The 17,816-nt window shown below is 73.0% G+C and carries 6 protein-coding genes; all 6 read right to left on the reverse strand.

Annotation, left to right across the window (positions count from 1 at the left end; all coding sequences use genetic code 11):
• Positions 1-67: 67 nt before the first annotated feature.
• Genes ACFYTE_RS19325 through ACFYTE_RS19350 form a run of 6 tightly spaced genes read right to left on the reverse strand, consistent with a single transcriptional unit; the run spans position 68 to position 17,649 of the window.
• Complete coding sequence (locus tag ACFYTE_RS19325; protein WP_388711457.1) at positions 68-898, reverse strand: thioesterase II family protein; 831 nt, start codon at positions 896-898, stop codon at positions 68-70.
• On the reverse strand, positions 895-2,160 hold the full coding sequence (locus ACFYTE_RS19330) for a cytochrome P450 (RefSeq protein WP_388711460.1): 1,266 nt from the start codon (positions 2,158-2,160) through the stop codon (positions 895-897). Before ACFYTE_RS19330 ends, ACFYTE_RS19325 begins: the two co-directional genes overlap by 4 nt.
• A 9-nt stretch (positions 2,161-2,169) precedes the next feature.
• Positions 2,170-4,233, reverse strand: a complete 2,064-nt coding sequence (locus tag ACFYTE_RS19335; RefSeq protein ID WP_388711463.1) for a Gfo/Idh/MocA family oxidoreductase — start codon at positions 4,231-4,233, stop codon at positions 2,170-2,172.
• On the reverse strand, positions 4,230-5,402 hold the full coding sequence (locus tag ACFYTE_RS19340; RefSeq protein WP_388711466.1) for a saccharopine dehydrogenase NADP-binding domain-containing protein: 1,173 nt from the start codon (positions 5,400-5,402) through the stop codon (positions 4,230-4,232). Before ACFYTE_RS19340 ends, ACFYTE_RS19335 begins: the two co-directional genes overlap by 4 nt.
• Positions 5,399-10,927, reverse strand: a complete 5,529-nt coding sequence (locus ACFYTE_RS19345; protein ID WP_388711469.1) for an amino acid adenylation domain-containing protein — start codon at positions 10,925-10,927, stop codon at positions 5,399-5,401. The genes ACFYTE_RS19340 and ACFYTE_RS19345 overlap by 4 nt, the downstream gene beginning before the upstream one ends.
• A complete protein-coding gene (locus ACFYTE_RS19350; protein ID WP_388711629.1) occupies positions 10,924-17,649 on the reverse strand; it encodes an amino acid adenylation domain-containing protein in 6,726 nt (2,241 codons plus the stop codon). The genes ACFYTE_RS19345 and ACFYTE_RS19350 overlap by 4 nt, the downstream gene beginning before the upstream one ends.
• Positions 17,650-17,816 lie beyond the last annotated feature (167 nt).

Consider the following 17,816-nt stretch of genomic DNA (forward strand, 5'->3'; position numbering starts at 1 on the left):
GGTCGGAAGGGTGCGGCTGGGACGCCGGGCGAGGCGGGCTGGGTACGGGCAGCCGGGCGGTGGCGGCTCATGGGGTGCTCGGCCATGTGTGTGCGCCCGTGGTCAGCGAGGGGTCCATCCTGCGCAGGACGGTGGCGACCACCTCGCGGCGTTGCGGGGTGAGATAGAAGTGGTCGCCGGGGAAGACACGTACCTCGGTACGGGTGGTGGTGAGGTCCGCCCAGCCGCCGGCCCGGTCGCGGCAGCGTTGTTCGCCGAGTTCCGGGTCCGCGCCGCCGGTCAGCACATGGATCGGACAGGTCAGCGGCGGCCGGGGGTCGGGTCGGTACGTCTCGATGATCCGGTAGTCGTGGCGTACGGTCCCGAGAACCATGGCACGCAGCCCGGGATCGTCGAGGACCTCACGGCTCGTGCCGCCGAGCCGGCCCAGTTCCGCGCTCAGTACGTCGTCGCTCTGGCGGTGCAGTTGCCCGGTCACCGCCGTGCCGGGAGCGGCCCGGCCCGACGCGAAGAGCCGGCGCGGGCCCGGTGCTCCGCGGCGGTCCAGCTCGTGGGCCAGTTCCCAGGCGACGGCGGAGCCCATGCTGTGCCCGAAGAGGGCGTACGGCCGGTCGAGCAGCGGCAGAACGGCGTCCGCCACCGCGCTCACCAGCTCCCCCATGCCGGCTGTCGCGGGCTCCTCGATGCGGTCTTCCCGGCCCGGGTACTGGATGCCGAGGAGTTCCACCTCGGGGGGCATCAGTGCCGCCCAGGGCCGGTAGAAGGTCGCGCTGCCGCCCGCGTGGGGCAGGCAGATCAGTGTGAGCCGGGACGCGGCCCCGTCGCTCCACCGCCTGATCCACGGGCTGTCCGCACGGGCGGCACGCGTGCAGGCGCCCGGCGAGAAGGCGGCGGTCACCAGGTCACCGTCAGTTCTTCGAGGCCGAAGGTGGCCGAGTCGTGCTTGAAGACGACCTGGTCCCGGTCGCCGGCGAGGCGGAGCGTGGGGACGCGGCGGATGAGCGTTTCCAGGGCGACCTCCAGCTCCAGCCGCGCCAGATGCTGTCCGATGCACTGGTGCACGCCGTAGCCGAACGCCACGTGATGGTTGTCCGTGCGGTGGAAGTCGACCCGCTCGGGGTGGTCGAACTGTTCGGGGTCGTGGTTGGCGCCGGCGAGGAGGGCGATGACACCGTCGTCGGCGGGGACGGTCCGGCCGGACAGCTCGATGTCCTCGGCGGCCACCCGCAGCGGTATGGAATCGGCGACGGAGAGGACGCGCAGGAGTTCGTCGACGGCGGCGGGCATCAGCGAGGTGTCGTGGCGCAGTTCGTCCATGAGTTCCGGCTGGTCCAGGAGGAGCAGGGTGCTCAGGGCGATCATGCTGGTGGTGGTCTCGCGGCCGGCGTTGATCGTGATGCCGAGGGTGGAGAGCAGCTGGTCCATCGTCACATTGCCGGTGGTCAGGTGATCGGTGACGAGCTGGGAGATCAGGTCGTCGCGGGGTTCCTCCCGCCGCTCGGCGATCAGTTCGGCGAGCAGCCCGAAGAGGCCGCCGAGGGCTTCGGAGACCTGCTCGGCGGTGCTGTGGCGCGAGCCGGAGATCCGGGTGACGTCCCGGAAGAACTCAAGGTTCTCCCGGGGGATGCCGAGCAGTTCGCAGATCACCGAGGTGGAGACGGCGTTGGCGTACGCGGAGACGAAGTCCGCGGGGCCGCCGGCGGCAAGCATGCCGTCCAGGACCTCCTCCACGCGTGCCTGCACGGCGGGTCGCATCGCGCGGACCCGGCGCACGGTGAACACCGGCAGGAGCATCCGCCGGTAACGGGTGTGCTCGGGGGCGTCGGTGCGGATGAAGGGCCGGAACCTGGCCCCGGCCTCCTGTTCGCCTTCCCCGAGGGCGGGGAAGTTGGCCCGGCGGATGTCCGCGCTGACGCGCGGATCCGAGAGCAGTTCGCGTACGTCGTCGTAGCGGGTCACCACCCAGGCTTCCCGCTTGGTCGGCAGGGTGACGCGGGCGACCGGGTCCTCGGCGCGCAGTGTGTCGTACTCCTCGGGTGCGGCGAAGGGACAGCCGCGCCGGATCGGGAAGTCGCGGGGCGGGACCGCCACGTGGGGTGCGGCGCCGGTGGTGGGTTCGTCGGGGGTGTCGGAGGTCGTCGGGGAGACGGGGATGCTCATCGGTGGTCCTCAGTCGTCGGTGAGGGAAGAGGCAAGGGATGCTTCGGTGGTGCGCGGGGTGTCCGGGGTGTCCGGCGCGTCCGGTTCGTACAGCGCATTCGGTGCGTCCGGTGCCCGGGTGAGTACGGCCAGCGGGGGTGCGCCGGGGCGGGTCGGCAGGGTGTGTGCGGTCATGCCGGACTCGGCCTCCACGTCCTTCAGGCCGAAGGGGGCCCAGCGGTAGGAGTCGCGTACTTCGCGTACCGCCTCCGTGGCGTCGTCCCGGTAGACGCGCCAGGTGGAGTGCAGGCGCATCAGGCCGTCGGCCGTGTCGTCGGGTGCCGCGCCGAACGACCACTCGTAGCGGTGCCGTCCGGCCGTGGCGGTGGCGAGCCTGGTCTCGGGCAGAGTCAGCGGCTCCTCGAAGCCCATGAGTTCGACGACCACGAGCCCGCCGGGGGCCAGCCGGCGGGTCAGCCGTCGCCACAGCAGGGCTCGTCCGGCGGGGTCGAGATGGCCGAGGACCCCGCAGAGCAGGACGACGCTGATCTGATCGGGGAGGTCCAGGTCGGGGGCCGCGTCCGCGGTGACCGTGATCCGGGAGCGCAGGTCCGGATCGCTGAAGACGCGGCTGGTGAGCACGGCGCGCATGCCGACCGCCGGTTCGCAGGCGACGATCTCCGCGTCCGGCCGGGCCCGGGCGACGGCCTCGGTCACCAGGCCGGTGCCCGCGCCGATGTCGACCACCGGCCCGCAGCTCAGGTCGGCGTCGGCGAGGAGCGCGGCGATCGCGGGGGCGCTCGCAGTCGCGGTGTGCTCGGCCGCGACGAGGTCGAAGAACTCCGCCGACGGGGTGTAGGGCGCGGTGTCCTCAGGGCCGGCCGTACCGCCCCGGCTCAGGCCGGGACGGGTGCCGGACGGTGCGTCGGAGGGTGCGTGCCGGGTGTCGGCACGCACGGCGTCCGGGGCCTGCCCGGCACCACCCCCGGAGAGTGCGTGGGCGGGGGGTTGTCCCGGCGCCGGGAAGATGTCACTGACCGCGAGGGGCCGCGGGGCGGCCGGCCGGACGATCTCGGGCGGTCCGAGCCGTGCCGCGAGGTCGGCCCAGATACGGCACACGGCCAGCTCGTACTGACCCGTGCGCAGGGCGTCGTCACCCCGCTCGGCGGCCTCACGGAGCCCGTCCAGGGCGCTCCCGATGGCTTCCGGCCACAGGTCGGAGAAGACGGTACGGAAGGTTCCCGTGTTCCCGACGACGGACGTGGTGCCGAGCCCCAGGCGGCCGGTGCCCGGGCCGTCCAGGACGAAGCGTCTGTCGGCGTCGCGTCCGATGTGCAGGCGGGGACTCCACAGGACGGGCCCGTGGGTGTCGGCCAGGGTGAGGACTCCGCCTTCCGTGCCGAGGGAGAGCCGGTGCCAGTGCAGGGCGTGGTTGTCCCGGTCGGAGGGGTCGAGCTGGTGGTGCACTCTCAGGGTGAGGGGTACGCCTGCGAACACACCGTGCAGGGAACGGAACGGCTGCGGCCCGATGTCTGCGGGCAGCGGTGCCGGGTCCGCGAAACGCCAGGGCCGCAGGGTCCCCAGTGCCTGTCCGAGGATGTCCACCAGCGGATGCATGAGGTGGACCGGTGTGGCGGCGTCCACGAAGAGCGGTCGCTGCCGTGCGACGAGCCTGCGGGCCGCGTCGATGAAGGCGCGGACGGGGGCGACGTGCGGGTAGTGGGTGTTGAGGCGGTACTGCACCCCCCGGCGGCGGGCGTGTTTGAGGTTGTCCGTCAGCTCGGTGAGGTGGAGGGGGTGTTCCTGGAGGACGTGGATGCCCCGGTCCATGAGCGCCTTGGCCAGCTCGGTGCCCTGCCCGCCCGATATGGACGAACTCACCGCCACGCACGCGGCGTCGATGCCGGCCGGGAGGTCGTCGAGGTCCGTGTGGTACGGGACGCCGAGGCTCCGGGCGTATGCCCGGGACGCTGCCGAACCCCGGCTGAGGATGCCGGCCAGCGCGTAGCCGGGGCGCAGGTGTGCCGCCTCGGCGTAGAAGCGGCCGAAGTTGGTGCCGCAGACCAGCACGCGGAACGGAGCCGGAGCGCTCACAGCACACCCTCTTCCACCTGCTCGGCGCCGGCCGCCGCGCCGGTGAGCCGTAGCTCGGCGGCTCCTTGGGAGCGCAGGTGCCGCACCACGGTGCCCGGGTCCAGCACATCGCAGGCGAAGTGCACGCCGGCCGGGACCTCGGCCCGGAGCACGGCGTCCACTGCCAGCGCGCCCACGGCCGCGGTGAGCCGGTAGCTGCTGGCCGCGCGCAGCGTCAGTCCGGCCGTGGCCGGCTTTCCGGACGCGGTGCCCGACAGCGCGAAGTCCATGACGTAGTAGGGCTTGCGTCCGGCCAGGTCGAGGTCGCCGGCGAGGATCAGACGGTCCGCCAGCGTCGCCGGGTCCTCTCCGGCGGCGAGACTTCCCGGCAGCAGATTGAGCAGCGCGCGTACGCGGGGACCGGGGTGGACGTTGTACCAGTCGAGCCGGTCGAGGCCCAGGACGCCGGCGAGGCGTTCGCTCTCACCGCTGAGATAGGGCTGCACGGCCACCCGGCCGGGGAAGCCGTCGTGTTCCGTGTCCTCGGCGGTGCGCAGGGCGCGCGGGACGCGCCGGCCGCCGCGGACGGCCGCAAGGGCCTCGCCGTAGGCCGCGCCGGCCGCGCCGCCGGAGGTGAGGGAGAGCATGAGGTCGCGTGCCACGGTCGGCGAGCACCTCTCCAGGCCGCCGCAGTGCGCGGTCAGCGCAAAGACGCTGTTCATTCCCTGCCCGGCCAGCCAGCGGGGCAGGAGGCTGGACAGGCCGGGCAGGGCCCCCGCCGACAGGACGACGGTGCGGCCGTCGCGGGCCGGGTCGCCGTCCTTGTGGATGTCCTCGGCGGCCGGATCGTCCCCGGCCACGTCGACGCAGTGCGCGCCGGCGGCGAGTGCCGCCGAGGCCACCGTGGCGCGGAGCAGGTAGGTGGGGCCGACGCAGTTGAGGACGATGTCGCAGCCCTCGGTGAAGGCGCGCAAGCCGTCCGGTGCGGTGGCGTCCGCCCAGACGGTCTCGTCATGGCCGGTGGGGTCCTCCTCGGCGACCTCGCAGAGGGCCGATGCGGTCCGGCCGCCCAGGCGGAGTCCTGTGTGGCCGAGTGCGCGCAGTTCGCGTACGGCGGCCCTGCCGACCGCCCCTGAGGCCCCCAGGACCCCGATCAGGGGCTTGTGTCCAGCCGTCGTGTTCCGGGTCATCGGGTGATCGCCCCCTGGGTCAGTTCACCGAGGGTCTTGAGGATGCCGGGCGCGTGCTCGACGGACAGGCAGCTGTAGTGGTCGCCGCCGATGTCGACGATGTCCAGGTCTCCCAGGGTGAGTTCCTCCCAGTAGGTGGTGACGGCGTCCTTGCTGCCGGGGAAGGGGTAGGCACCGTCGTGCCGCAGGAAGGTGATGTCACCCGCGTAGGGTTCGGCGTCGTACCGGGTGATGGCGAAGACGCTCTGACGGAAGGCGAGGAAGAGCCGCGTCATGTGGTCGGGTTCGTAGGTGCCGGCCGAGGCGGGAACCGCCTCGCACATCCGCGCGATGCGGGTGGCGCGGGGTACGCCGGCGAGTCGCCGGAAGCAGCTCGCGACGTCCTCGAACTCCTCGGGCAGCGCGGCGAGTCCGCCGTCCGGCAGGACACCGGGGCTGGCGGCGAGGACGGCGTCGGCCGCCGCGGCCACCCGGTACTGGTCGTCCGGGAAGCCGAGTTCGGCGGGGTCGATGCCCATCATGACGGCGAAGGAGTACTCGGCGAGCAGTTCGTCGTCGAGCCGGAAGCGGGGGCTGTGGCTGCTGATGACGGTCAGGCTCTCCACCGCTGCCCCGGACTCGGCCAGGTTGCGGGCCACCTCGGTGGCGATCAGGCCGCCCAGGCAGTAGCCGACGACATGGAAGCGGCTTTGCCCGTTCGCCGTCAGGGCCCGCGCGTAGTCGGACGCCACCTGCTCGATCAGTCCCTCCGGCGGGGCGGCGAGGAACCCGTTCAGGTCCGGGACCTCCACACCGACGACCTCGGCGAGGCCCGGCGAGCGCCGCCTGATCTCGGTGATCAGCGCCCGGTACGGCATGATCGTCGCGGTTCCGGCGTGCACGAGCACGGTCGTGGGCTCGTCGGCCGACCGGGCGCCGTGCAGGTGGATCACCGGGTCCGTACGCACGGCACCTGACGCGGGTGTGTCCTCGGGGCCGGCCAGGCCCCGCAGAAAGCCGGCGAGGCCGGCGACCGTGGGGCGGCGCAGCATATGGCGCAGGACGACCTCCCACTCCAGGTCCGCCGCCTGCGGTACGCGTTCGCGCAGCCGACCCACCATCCGGGCCACCAGGAGCGAGTCGCCGCCGAGGTCGAAGAAGTCGTCGTTGCGGGTGACGTGTTCGACCGCGAGGAGTTCCGTCCACAGGCCGGCCAGGCTGTTCTCCAGCTCGTCCCTCGGCCGCTCGTCCACGACGACCGGTGTGCTCTCCCGGGGCAGCCAGGTCCGCAGGCGCGCGCGGTCGGTCTTGCCGTTGGCCGTGCGGGGCAGGGCGTCGACGACCTGCCACACCGAGGGCAGCATGTACTCCGGGAGCCGGGTGGCCGCCGTGCGGGCCAGCTCTCCCACCGGCACATGGTGCCGGTCGTCCTTCATCGTGGCGATGAACACCTCCTGGCCGGTGAGCGCCAGGGTGTCCTCGGCCTCCGGTAGCGCGGTGACGTCGGATGCGGCGTGCCGGCCGAGGAGTTCACGCCACTGCGTGTGGGTGAGGAAGGACTGTCCGGTGTGCTCGCGCACATCCGTCCACGCCCGGCCGGCGACCTCCAGGAACTCCATGGAGACCAGCAGGGGCAGGTTCTCGTCGCGGGTGTTCTCCACGAACACGAGCTGTCCGCCCGGTACGAGCAGTTCTCGCAGCCGGCCCACGGCCGCGTCGGCGTCGGCGGCGGCGTGCAGCGTGTTGGCGCAGACCACGACGTCGAAGGTGTTGGGCAGCAGGTGCTGGGAGCGCGGGTCCTCGTCGACGTCGAAGCGTTGGTAACGGACCCAGCCGTGGTCGGCGAAGCGCTCGCGGGCCTCGCCCAGGAAGAACGCCGAGGCGTCGGTGAACAGGTAGTCGACGCCGTACTCGGCGAGGACGGGCACCAGTTCGCCCGTGGTGCCGCCGACGCCGCCGCCGACCTCCAGCACACGCAGCCGCTCCTCGCCGGTGTGGCTCGCCGCGATCTCGCGCAACGCGGCGACCACCGCACGGTTGAGGTGCCGGATGGCGAGGTTGTCCCGGTAGGCGGCGTCCGCGGCCTCCGTCGCCGCGCCGGGGAAGAGCAGGTCCCGGATGCCCACCTCCCCGGCGACCAGTTCGGGCAACCGTTCGGCGCAGGTGCGCATGACGGTCAGCAGCTCGGTGCTCCACCCGATCTCGTGTTCCACGTCTGCGGCCAGCCGCCAGCGGCGCTCCGCCTCGGGCGCGGAGACGGGGACAAGGCCGGTGTAGGTGTCGTCGGCGGCACGGTGGGTGAGCCGGTCCCGGGCGGCCAGGGCGCGCAGCCAGCGCCGCACGATGTGCCGGTGGCGGGGCGTGGCGCGCAGCGCCGTGCCCACCTCCTCCGCCGTGCGCGCGGCACCGTCCTCGAACACTCCGCAGCCCACGAGGGCTCGGGTCATCTCGGCGAGTGCCACCTCGTCGAGGGCGGCCAGGAACTCCGTGAGCCGTGCGGCGTCGACGGCCGCGGAGGCTTCCCGTACGGCGTCGGCGGCTGCCGCGCGCGCCTGTTCCGCGCCCGGCGGGGCCGGCTCGTCGCCGTCCTTGCGTGCCGTCTCCACGAACGCGGCCAGGCGTCGTCCGCCCGCGGCCGAGTCGTCGACGACGACCGCGCCCGCCGCGACCGCGGGGTGGGCCTGCACGGCGGCCTCCACCTCGGCGAGTTCGACGCGGTAGCCGCGGATCTTGATCTGGGCGTCCTCCCGGCCCAGGAACTCGATGGTTCCGTCGGGGAGATACCGGCCGAGGTCACCGGTGCGGTAGAGCCGCCGTCCGCTGACGGGGTCGGTGAGGAACCGCTCCGCCGTGCGGGCCTCGTCGCCGAGGTAGCCCAGGGCGACGCCGGCACCGCCGATGTACAGCTCACCCGGCACCCACTCGGGCCGTGGCCGCAGACGCTGGTCGAGTACGGCGAACGCCTGGTTGGTCAGGGGCTTGCCGTACGGGATGCTCGGGCGGGCGGTGTCCACCTCGCCGATCGGGTGGGCGATGGACCAGATGGAGCCCTCGGTGGCACCGCCGAGTGAGATGATCTCCAGTCCGGGCATGAGGTCGCGGGCCTGGTCGGGCAGGGCGACCGGTATCCAGTCGCCGGATATCAGCGCGAGCCGCAGCGAACCGTCGTCGGTGGGTGGCTCGGAGCGGAGCCAGTCGCACAGCATGTGCAGTTGGCCGGGCACCGAGTTCCACACCGTCACACCGAAGTCGCGGACGAGTTCGGCCCAGTGGGAGGGATCTCCGCGCCGGTCGGCCTGGGGAAGGACGAGGGTGGCGCCCACCGCGAGCGGCCCGAACAGGTCGTAGACGGACAGGTCGAAGCCGAGTCCCGCGATGCCGAGAACGCAGTCGCGCTCGGTGACCGCGTAGCGGCGGTTGATGTCCTGAACGGTGTTGAGGGCGGCCCGATGGCTGATCATCACGCCCTTGGGCGTGCCGGTGGAGCCCGAGGTGTAGATGACGTAGGCGAGTTCGTCCGGATCGCGTCGGGGCGCGGTCGGGCCGGAAGCGGTGGTTTCGGGGACGAGATCGACCGCGACGGCCGACACGGTCGCCGGGAGGTCGTCGGTCTCGGCGAGCCAGGACTGGGTGAGGACCGTGCGTACGCCCGCGTCGGCGATGATCGTGTCCCGGCGGGCCCGCGGCTGGGCCGTGTCGACGGGCAGATACGCACCGCCCGCGATGAGCGTGCCGAGGACGGCGGCGACCTGCTCCCATCCCTTGTCCATCCAGACGGCCACCGGCTCCCCGGGCGCCAGGCCGGACGCCGCTAGCGACTCGGCGACACCGCTCGCGCGGGCGACGAGTTGCCGGTAGGAGAGCGTCGTCTCGGGCGTCCGGACCGCGATCGCGTCCGGTGTGGCCTCTGCCCGGGCAAGCAGAGGTTCGTGGAGGAGGGCGTCCGGCAGAGGTCCCTCGGTCGCGTTGACCGTGCTTCGGCGGGCCTGCTGCGCCTCGGGAAGGGGGATGCGGACCGGTGCGTCCCAGGCGGCCTCACCGGCCTCACCGTCGGCCGACAGCTGTCGCACGAGTGCCGTCCAGGCGTCGAACATGGCCTCGGCCACCCCGTGGCTGAGCGCTCCCTCCCGGATGTCCCAGGACAGGCTGAGCGCGTCGCCGCGGTGCATGACCTGGCAGTCGAGCCATACCTGCGGCGTCCGGGTCGCGGCGTAGACCACCTCGGGGGGTACGCCCTCGGCGGTGCCGCCCTGGCCCAGGGCGCTGGTGAAGACGACCGGCATCAGGACCGGGGCGCCGGCCCTGCGGGAAAGCTCGGCCAGCACCTCCGAGCCGGTGAACAGCGGATGGGTCAGGTCTTCGAGGAGCTGCTGCCCGACGGTTCTGGTCCGTTCGGCGAAGGTGGCCGGGGCGGCGAGGTCGACGGCGAGCAGTTCGAGCGAGGTGAAGTCACCGACGAGACGGCCGATGTCCTCGTGCAGGCCGGGCCGGTCGACCGTGGGCACGTTGAGGGTGAACCGGCTGGTCCGCGACCAGTGCCCGACCGTCTCGGCGTAGGCGGCGAGCAGCGCCGTCGACACGGTCAGCCCGCGCCGCGCGGCGCGCTCGGTGAAACGCTCCCGCTCGGCCGCGGGCAGCAGGACCTCCAGCCGGCGGAACGTCACCGCGGCGCCGGACGCGCGCGGACGGCTCGCCTCCTCGAAGCCGCTCACGGCGGCCTCCCAGGGTTCGGCGAGGGGCAGTTCGGGGGCGGGCGGCAGCGTGTCGAGCCGTTCGGTCCAGTAGGCACGGTCACGGGAGTGGCCGTCGGTGTCGGCGAGGGCGCGGCGGGCCAGGACGTAGTCCCGGAAGGTGATCCGCGGAGCTTCGGGGAGTGCGGCACCCCCGTAGCGGTGCTGGAACTCGGCGAGCAGGATGCGCAGGCTCGCATGGTCGACGACGAGCATGTCGAAGGAGAGGTGGAGCACGGCCCGCCCGGCGGTCCTGCTCACATGAACGTCGAAGAGCGGCCACCGGTCGGTGGGGGTCTGACGTGCGGACAGCCGGGCGCGGGTGCGTTCCACCTCCGCCTCGGCGGAGGCGGGCGGGAGCGCGGTCAGGTCGTCGGCCCCGACGGCGAGGGCGGGTGCGTCGGGCAGGACCTGCTGGTAGCCGTCGTGGTGGATGACGGCGCGGAGCATGTCGTGCCGCCGGATCAGCTCCCGCCACACGGCGGTGACCCGGTCCACGTCCAGGTCGGGGTATTCCAGTTCGACGTAGGCGTGGCAGCCGACGCCGCCGTAGGCGTAGGCGTCGGTGCGGCCGATGAGGTAGGCGGCCTGGATGTCCGTCAGCGGGAACGGTTCGTGGCGGCTCTCGGGGTCGCCGCGCAGTGTGGGCTCCCCTGCCTCCAGGTGGCGCAGGATGGCGTCCTTGTGCGTGCGCAGTTCGGCTCGGTGTGTGTCGGTGAGCCGGCCCTGGGGGGCACGGAAACGCAGGTGTCCGTCCTGGGCCCACAGGACCACACCCTCGTCGGCGTAGCGGGCCAGCAGTTCAGCGATGTTCACAGCTCTCCGGTCTCGTAGGCGGTCTCGTGGACCGCGAGCGTTCGGGTGACGTCCGCGGCGAGCGCGGCGATGGTCGGTACGGCGAAGAAGCGGCGAACCGGCACGGTGGCTCCCAGACGGCGCTCGATCGCCGTGAGCAGGCGCAGCGCGGAGAGGCTGTCGCCGCCGAGGCTGAAGAAGTTGGCATGGCGGTCCGGCACGGGTTCCGCCAGGTACTCACGCCAGAGTTCGGCGAGGGCCGTCTCGGTCTCGCCCCGTGGCGGCTCGCAGTCGGCGGACACCGGCTCGGGGCCCGCCGTGCCGGCCAGCGCGTTGCGGTCGACCTTGCCGTTCGCGGTGAGCGGCAGGGCGGGCAGCAGCAGGATGCGGGAGGGGACGGCGTAGCCGGGCACCCGCTGCGCGAGCAGGCCGAAAAGGTCCTCGACAAGGCCCGGGTCCTCGATGGGCGAGCCGCCCTCGGCGGGATCCGGCTTCCCGTCGGGTGCGACGGCCTCGACGGGCGCGGCCCCGTCGCCGGGCGGCGTCTTCGGACCGACGGCCCTGGGGTCCAGCGGTACGGCGAAGGCGACCAGGCGTTTCGCGGTGCGCTCCCCCACGGCCACGACGGCGGCCCGCGCGACGGCGGGGTGTGCCTCCAGCGCGGCCTCGATCTCGCCCGCCTCGATACGGTGGCCGGCGATCTTGAGCTGGCTGTCGAGGCGGCCCAGGAACTCCAGCAGTCCGTCACCCCGGAACCGGCCCAGGTCGCCCGTCCGGTACCAGCGCCGGCCGTCCCGTACGACGAACTTCTCGGCGGTGCGGACCGGGTCGGCCAGATAACCGCGGGCCAGTCCCGCGCCGCCGATCCACAGCTCGCCGGGCGTCCAGTCGGGGCAGTCCCGCCCGTCCCGGTCGACCACCCGGTAGCGCTGCCCGGTCAGGGGACGGCCGTAGGGGATGGACACCCAGTAGGGGTCCACCTCGGCGACGGTCAGGGTGTTGGACCAGATGGCGGCTTCCGTCGCGCCGCCCATGGCGACGAACGCGCAGGGCCCTGCGGTCCGGGCCCGCAGGCGGGCCGGCAGGTCGAGGCCGATCCAGTCACCGGAGACCAGTGCGGTCCGCAGTCCCCGCACGCCGCCTGATGCGTGACCGCCCTGGACGCCCTGTTCGTCGGCGTCGAGCAACAGGTCGAGCAGGGCGGGGACGGTGTTCCAGACGCTCACGCCGTACCGGTCCAGCAGGCTCGGCCAGCGTGCTGGTTCCCGGCGCTGGTCCTCGGTGGGGAGCAGGAGGGAACCGCCCGCGGAGAGCAGGCCGAAGAGGTCGTACACGGACAGGTCGAAGTCCAGTGCGGACAGGGCGAAGACGCGGTCGTCCTCCTTGATGCCGTGCCGTGCGTTGATGTCCGCGATCGTGTTCCAGGCGGCGGCGTGGGAGATCTCGACGCCCTTGGGCTCGCCCGTGGAACCCGACGTGAAGATCACGTAGGCGAGCGCGTCGGGCGGCATCGTGTGCGGCGCCCGCAACGGCTCGCGGCGCTGTGTGTCGGCGAAGGGGACGGCGCGGGGACCTGTGCCGTCCGGGTCGGGCCAGTCCCCCAGGGCGACACGGAACCCGGCCGTGGTGTGCACCCGCCGCAACCGGGCAGCGGGCTGTTCGAGGCCGAGGGGGACGTATGCGGCGCCGGCCGCGAGGACACCGAGGACCGCCGCGATCTGTTCGGGTCCCTTGGGCAGGGTGACCGCGACCAGGTCGCCCGGCCGTACGCCCGCGTCGACGAGGGCGGCGGCGGTGCGCAGCCCCTGCTCGGCGAGGGTTGCGTAGGTGATCTCCTCCCCGGCCGTCGTGATGAGGGCGGTACGGTCGGGGCGGTCCGTCGCACGGGTGAAGAAGGTCTCGTGCAGCAGGCGCGGCGCGACCGGCTCCAGGGCGGATTCCCGTGCGGAGGCGGCACGCCGTTCGCGCTGGGTGGCGGGCAGCAGGTCGGGCAGCGGTGCCTCCCAGTCGCCGGTGACGAGGTGCCGCAGCAGCCGTGCATGGGCGTCGAACATCGCGTCCAGCACGCCCTCGGCGAACAGTTCCTCCACCGCGTCCCAGGTGACGATCAGATTCCCGGACTCCTCCGTGACCTGGTTGTCCAGGCAGACCTGCGGGGACTGGGAGATGCCCCAGACCTTCTCCGGGAAGCCCGTGTCCGGTCCGGCCAGCGTCGCGTCACCCACGCCGATGGCGCTGGTGAACACCACGGGTGCGGCGGCGTCCACCGTGCCCGTGCGACGGCCGAACTCCCTCAGCAGCCAGTCGATCGGCACATCGGCGTGGTCCAGGTCCTGTGCCTGACGGTGCTGCAGCGCGACGGCCGCCGCGAGCCAGGACGCGCCTTCGCGCCGGTGACCCGCGAGGGACAGGGAGGTGAAGTCGCCCAGCACCCGGTGGATGTGGGGGTGTACGTCACGCCGGTTGAAGAGGGTGAGTGTGACGGTCACGGCGTCGGTGCCGCTCCAGGCCGCCAGGACTTCCGCGTACAGGGCCAGCAGAACGGTGGAGGGCGTCAGGCCGTGCCGGGCCGCGTTCTGCTTGACGGCCTGCCAGTCCTCGGCGGGCAGGCTGAGCCGGCGCCGGGTGAAGTGGGGCGTGTCGAGCGTCGCCGGGTCCCGGTCGAAGGGCAGGGCGGGAGGGGGCGGCAGTTCGTTCAGCCGGGTCTGCCAGTGGGCGCGCGCCCGTGCGGCCGGCTCCGGGTCCGCCGTGGGGCGGGTCAGGTAGTCACGGAACGTCACGTCGACGGGCGGCAGTTCGTGTCCCGGGTCGGCGTAGAGCGCGTTCAGTTCGGCGTAGAGCGTGGTGATGGACAGCGCGTCGAGCACGAGGTAGTCCAGGCCGATGCCGACACGGACACGTGTCCCGCCTTCGCTCTCCTCCTCGCCTGCGCGGTAGCGCACGGCCTCGACGGCGAAGAGCGGCCACCGCGCGGGGTCGCGTACCTGGTGGGACAGCCGGGCGCGCAGGCCGGCAAGAGCCTCGGACGCGCCTTCGGCGCAGGCGTCCTCCACCGGTATGCGCACCGCGGGTACGTCGGGCAGGACACGCTGGTGTCCGTCCTCGACGACGGCGCGGAGCATGCCGTGCCGGCGGACGAGGGTGTTCCAGGCGCGCTCCAGCCGGTCCAGGTCGACGTCTGTGCCGTCGAACTCGGTGTAGTGCCAGGTGCCGACGCCACCGAGGGTGAAACGGGGATCGCGGCCCGTGTGGTAGGCGGCCTGGACGTCCGTCAGCGGGAACGGCTCGTGGGCGTGGTCCGGGTCGGGCACGAGGACGGACGGCGCCGGCTCGTCGGCCGCCGTCGTGGGGTGCAGCGTCGCGCAGAAGTGCTGGAGCACGGGGCGGGCGAACAGGTCGGCCACACGGGCGCCGGGGAACCCGGCGGCGCGCAGCCGGCCGATCATCCGCGTCGCGACGAGAGAGTCGCCGCCCAGCAGGAAGAAGCTGCTCTCGCGGCCCACCTCGGCCACCCCGAGCAGTTCGGCCCACTCGGCCGCGACGGCGGTCTCCACCGGGCCGGCCGGCGCGGATGTGCGGGCTTTGTCCTGGCCGGCGGTCTCGGTCAGGGCCCGGCGGACCGCCGCCCGGTCGAGCTTGCCGTTGGCGGTCAGCGGCAGGTCGTCGAGGACCAGGACGCGCTCGGGCACCATGTAGGAGGGCAGTCGTTCCGCCGCCCGGGTGCGGACGGCGGCCGGATCGGGTGCCCGGCCATGGGCGGACACGGCCGCGGCCAGGTGACGCACCGGCGTGTCGAGGACGGTGGCGATCGCGTGCAGAACGGCGGGGTCGTCCTCCAGCGCGGACTCGACCTCGCCCAGTTCGATGCGGTGGCCGCCGATCTTCACCTGGTGGTCGGCGCGTCCAAGGAACTCCAGCACACCGTCGGGCCGGTAGCGGGCCAGGTCACCGCTGCGGTACCAGCGCTCACCGGCGTGCTCGACGAAGCGTTCCGCCGTGCGCTCGGGGTCCGCCCGGTAACCGGTCGCCACACCGGGGCCGCCGATCCACAGTTCGCCGGGGACGAGATCGGGGCAGTCCCGTCCCCGTCCGTCCACGACGCGAGCCCGCATGTTGCGCAGCGGAACGCCGTACGGGACGGACTTCCAGTCCGGGTCGGTCTCCTCCACTTCGAAGACCGTCGAGTGGACCGCCGCCTCCGTCATGCCGCCGAGTGCCACGAAGCGGCAGCCGGGTACGAGGGCCCGGAGTCGGGCCGGCTGGTCGAGTCCGACCCAGTCCCCGCCGAGCAGGACCATGCGCAGCGATGTCCCCAGGCCCTCGGCGCCGCCGTCGTCCCCGGCGTCGGCTGCGGCCATCAGCAGGTCCAGCAGTGCTGGCACGCACTGCACCAGCGTCACCCCGTGCGTACGCACCAGTCGCGCCCAGTGGTGGGCGTCACGGCGGTGCTCCTGTCCCACGGCGACCACCTGGCCGCCCAGGGACAGGGGGGTGAAGATGTCCCAGGTGGCGAGGTCGAAATCCAGGGCGGAGATCGCGAGGGTGCGGTCGGAGGGCCCGAGCCCGAGCTGGTCCTCCATCGCCTCGATGGTGTTGACGACCGCTCGGTGCGGCACCTCGACGCCCTTGGGCAGTCCCGTCGAGCCGGACGTGAACAGCACGTAGGCGGGCAGGGCGGGATCCGGCCGGACGACCGGTGCGGGCCGGGCCGCCGACGCGTCCTCAAGGAGCAGCACCGGCGCTGAGGAGACGTCCGCGCACAGATGGGCGTGGGCCCGGTCGGTGAGTACGGCGGACGCGCCGGCCACGGAGTGGATGCGGTGTCTGCGCAGGGCGGGCTGTTCCACGCCGACGGGGGCGTAGGCCGCGCCCGCGGCCAGGATGCCGAGGACCGCGGTGATCTGGTCGGCGCCCTTGGGCAGGGTCAGCGTGACGGTGTCGCCTTCCCGCACGCCGTTGTCCCGCAGCAGGGCGGCGATCTGCCGTGCCGTGTGGGCGAGTTCGCCGTAGGTGAGCGTGTCGCCGGTCGTGCGGACGACCGCGGTGCGGCCCGGCTCGGTTTCGGCGAGCTGGAAGAAGCGGGTGTGCAGGGCGCGGTCCGGGACGGGCGTGGGCGGCAGGGCCGCGACCGCGCGCCGGGCGAGGACATCGGGCGCCGGCAGGCCGTCCACCGGCCGGGCCCAGGCGTCGGGGTCCGTCACCAGGCGGGTGATGAGGCGGCGGTAGGCGTCGAACGCGGCGTCGGGCACGCCTGCTTCGAACACGCCGTCCCGGACGTCCCAGTTGAGGAGGAGGCCGCCGTCGAGTTCGGTGACCTGGGCGTCCAGGTAGACCTGCGGGCCCTGCGAGATGATCCAGGAAGGGCGGCCGAAGGACTTCTGGACGTCCTGCTCGAAGATCTCGCCCAGCCCGATGGCACTGGTGTAGACGACGGGGGCCAGCACCGGGGAGCCCTCGACGCGGGCGAGGTCGCGCAGCACTTCGACGCCGCCGTACGCGCCGTGGGAGATGCCCTCTTGAAGGCGTTCCTGGAGGAGGCGGGCCTGCCGGGAGAACGGCAGGGACGCGCTCAGGTCCGCGTCGAGCAGGATGGAGCTGCTGAAGTCCCCGACCAGCCGGGCGACTTCGGGACTGAAGATCTCCCGGTCGAACAGCGGCAGGTTGAGCAGGAAACGCCGGCTGTCGCTCCAGGCGGCGATGACCTCGGCGAAGGCGGTGGCGAGGGCGGCGGCGGGGGTCAGGCCGTGCCGGCGTGCGGCGTTGATCAGCGCCGCCTTCTCGTCGGGGCCGAGCCAGTGGTGGAGGCGGCGGGAGTGGGTGAGTGTGGTGTCGTTCGCGCTGACCGGGGTGAGCGGATCGACGGTCGTCGGCAGTCGCGGGGCGCGCGGCAGTTCGTGCAGGCGCTCCCGCCACCAGGCGGCGTGCCGCTCGCGTTCCGCCCTTCGCCGGGTGTTGTGCTCGGCGAGGTACCGGCGGTAGTCGAGGCCGAGTGCGCGTGGCGGGTCGTCGGGACATTCGTAGAAGCGTTGCAGGTCGGACAGGAGAACGCGCAGGCTCAGCGCGTCGCCGGCCATCATGTCCAGGTCGATCTGCAGCCGCGTCCCGCCGCCCGGGAGCAGGCACACGGCCGCGCGGAAGACATCACCGGCGGCGATGTCCGTACGAGCGTGGGTGTTGCGTTCGCGCAGCAACTCCAGTTCGGACTCGGCTTCTTCAGGCGTGCGTTCGCGCAGATCGTGGACGGTCAGTGGCGCACCGGAAGCGCCGAGGCGCTGGCGCCCCTCCTCGTCGAAGACGGCCCTCAGCATGCCGTGCCGCCGCACCAGTGCCTGAAGGGCGGCGTCGAGCCGGGCCGGATCGACCTCACGGCCGTCGAGTTCGACGTAGAAGTGTGCGGCGACGCCGCCGAGGGGCTGCCCGTCCTGGCGTCCGATCCAGTAGGCATGCTGCATCGTCGCCAGAGGGAAGGATTCCTCCTCCGCCCCGGTCGTCGCCGCACCGGGTGATGCGGGGGCCGGGGCGGTCCGTGCCGACGCGGGCTGCCGGGCCGTGGCGGGCGCGTCGCCGCGCGGGGCCTGCCCCAGCAGGGCCGTCCATGCTCCCAGGGTCGGAACGCGCGTGAGGTCCTGGAAAGTGACCGTGCTGCCCTCGCGTCGCCAGGCGCCGACCAGGGACATCAGCACCAGTGAGTCGAGACCGAGTTCGAAGAGGTCACGGTCGTCGTCCAGTTCCCGCGGCGCCATGTCCAGCGCGCGGGCAACCGTTGCACGCACCGCCACCGCCGTGTGGGGGCCGCGGCTGTCGACGTCACCTTCCGATGTCCGCGCCTTGACGACTGCTTCATCGCTCACTACTGGGGGCCTTCCGGTCGGGTGGGGTGGGCGGCGGTCGGGGAGCGGACGCTGACAAC

Source organism: Streptomyces sp. NPDC004629 (assembly GCF_042873595.1).
GTDB lineage: Bacteria > Actinomycetota > Actinomycetes > Streptomycetales > Streptomycetaceae > Streptomyces.

Excerpts from the sequence above, each read along its gene's own strand:
- ACFYTE_RS19330 (WP_388711460.1), bottom strand. The coding sequence starts at position 2,160 with ATGAGCATCCCCGTCTCCCCGACGACCTCCGACACCCCCGACGAACCC.
- ACFYTE_RS19340 (WP_388711466.1), bottom strand. The coding sequence starts at position 5,402 with ATGACCCGGAACACGACGGCTGGACACAAGCCCCTGATCGGGGTCCTG.
- ACFYTE_RS19350 (WP_388711629.1), bottom strand. The coding sequence starts at position 17,649 with ATGGCGCCGCGGGAACTGGACGACGACCGTGACCTCTTCGAACTCGGT.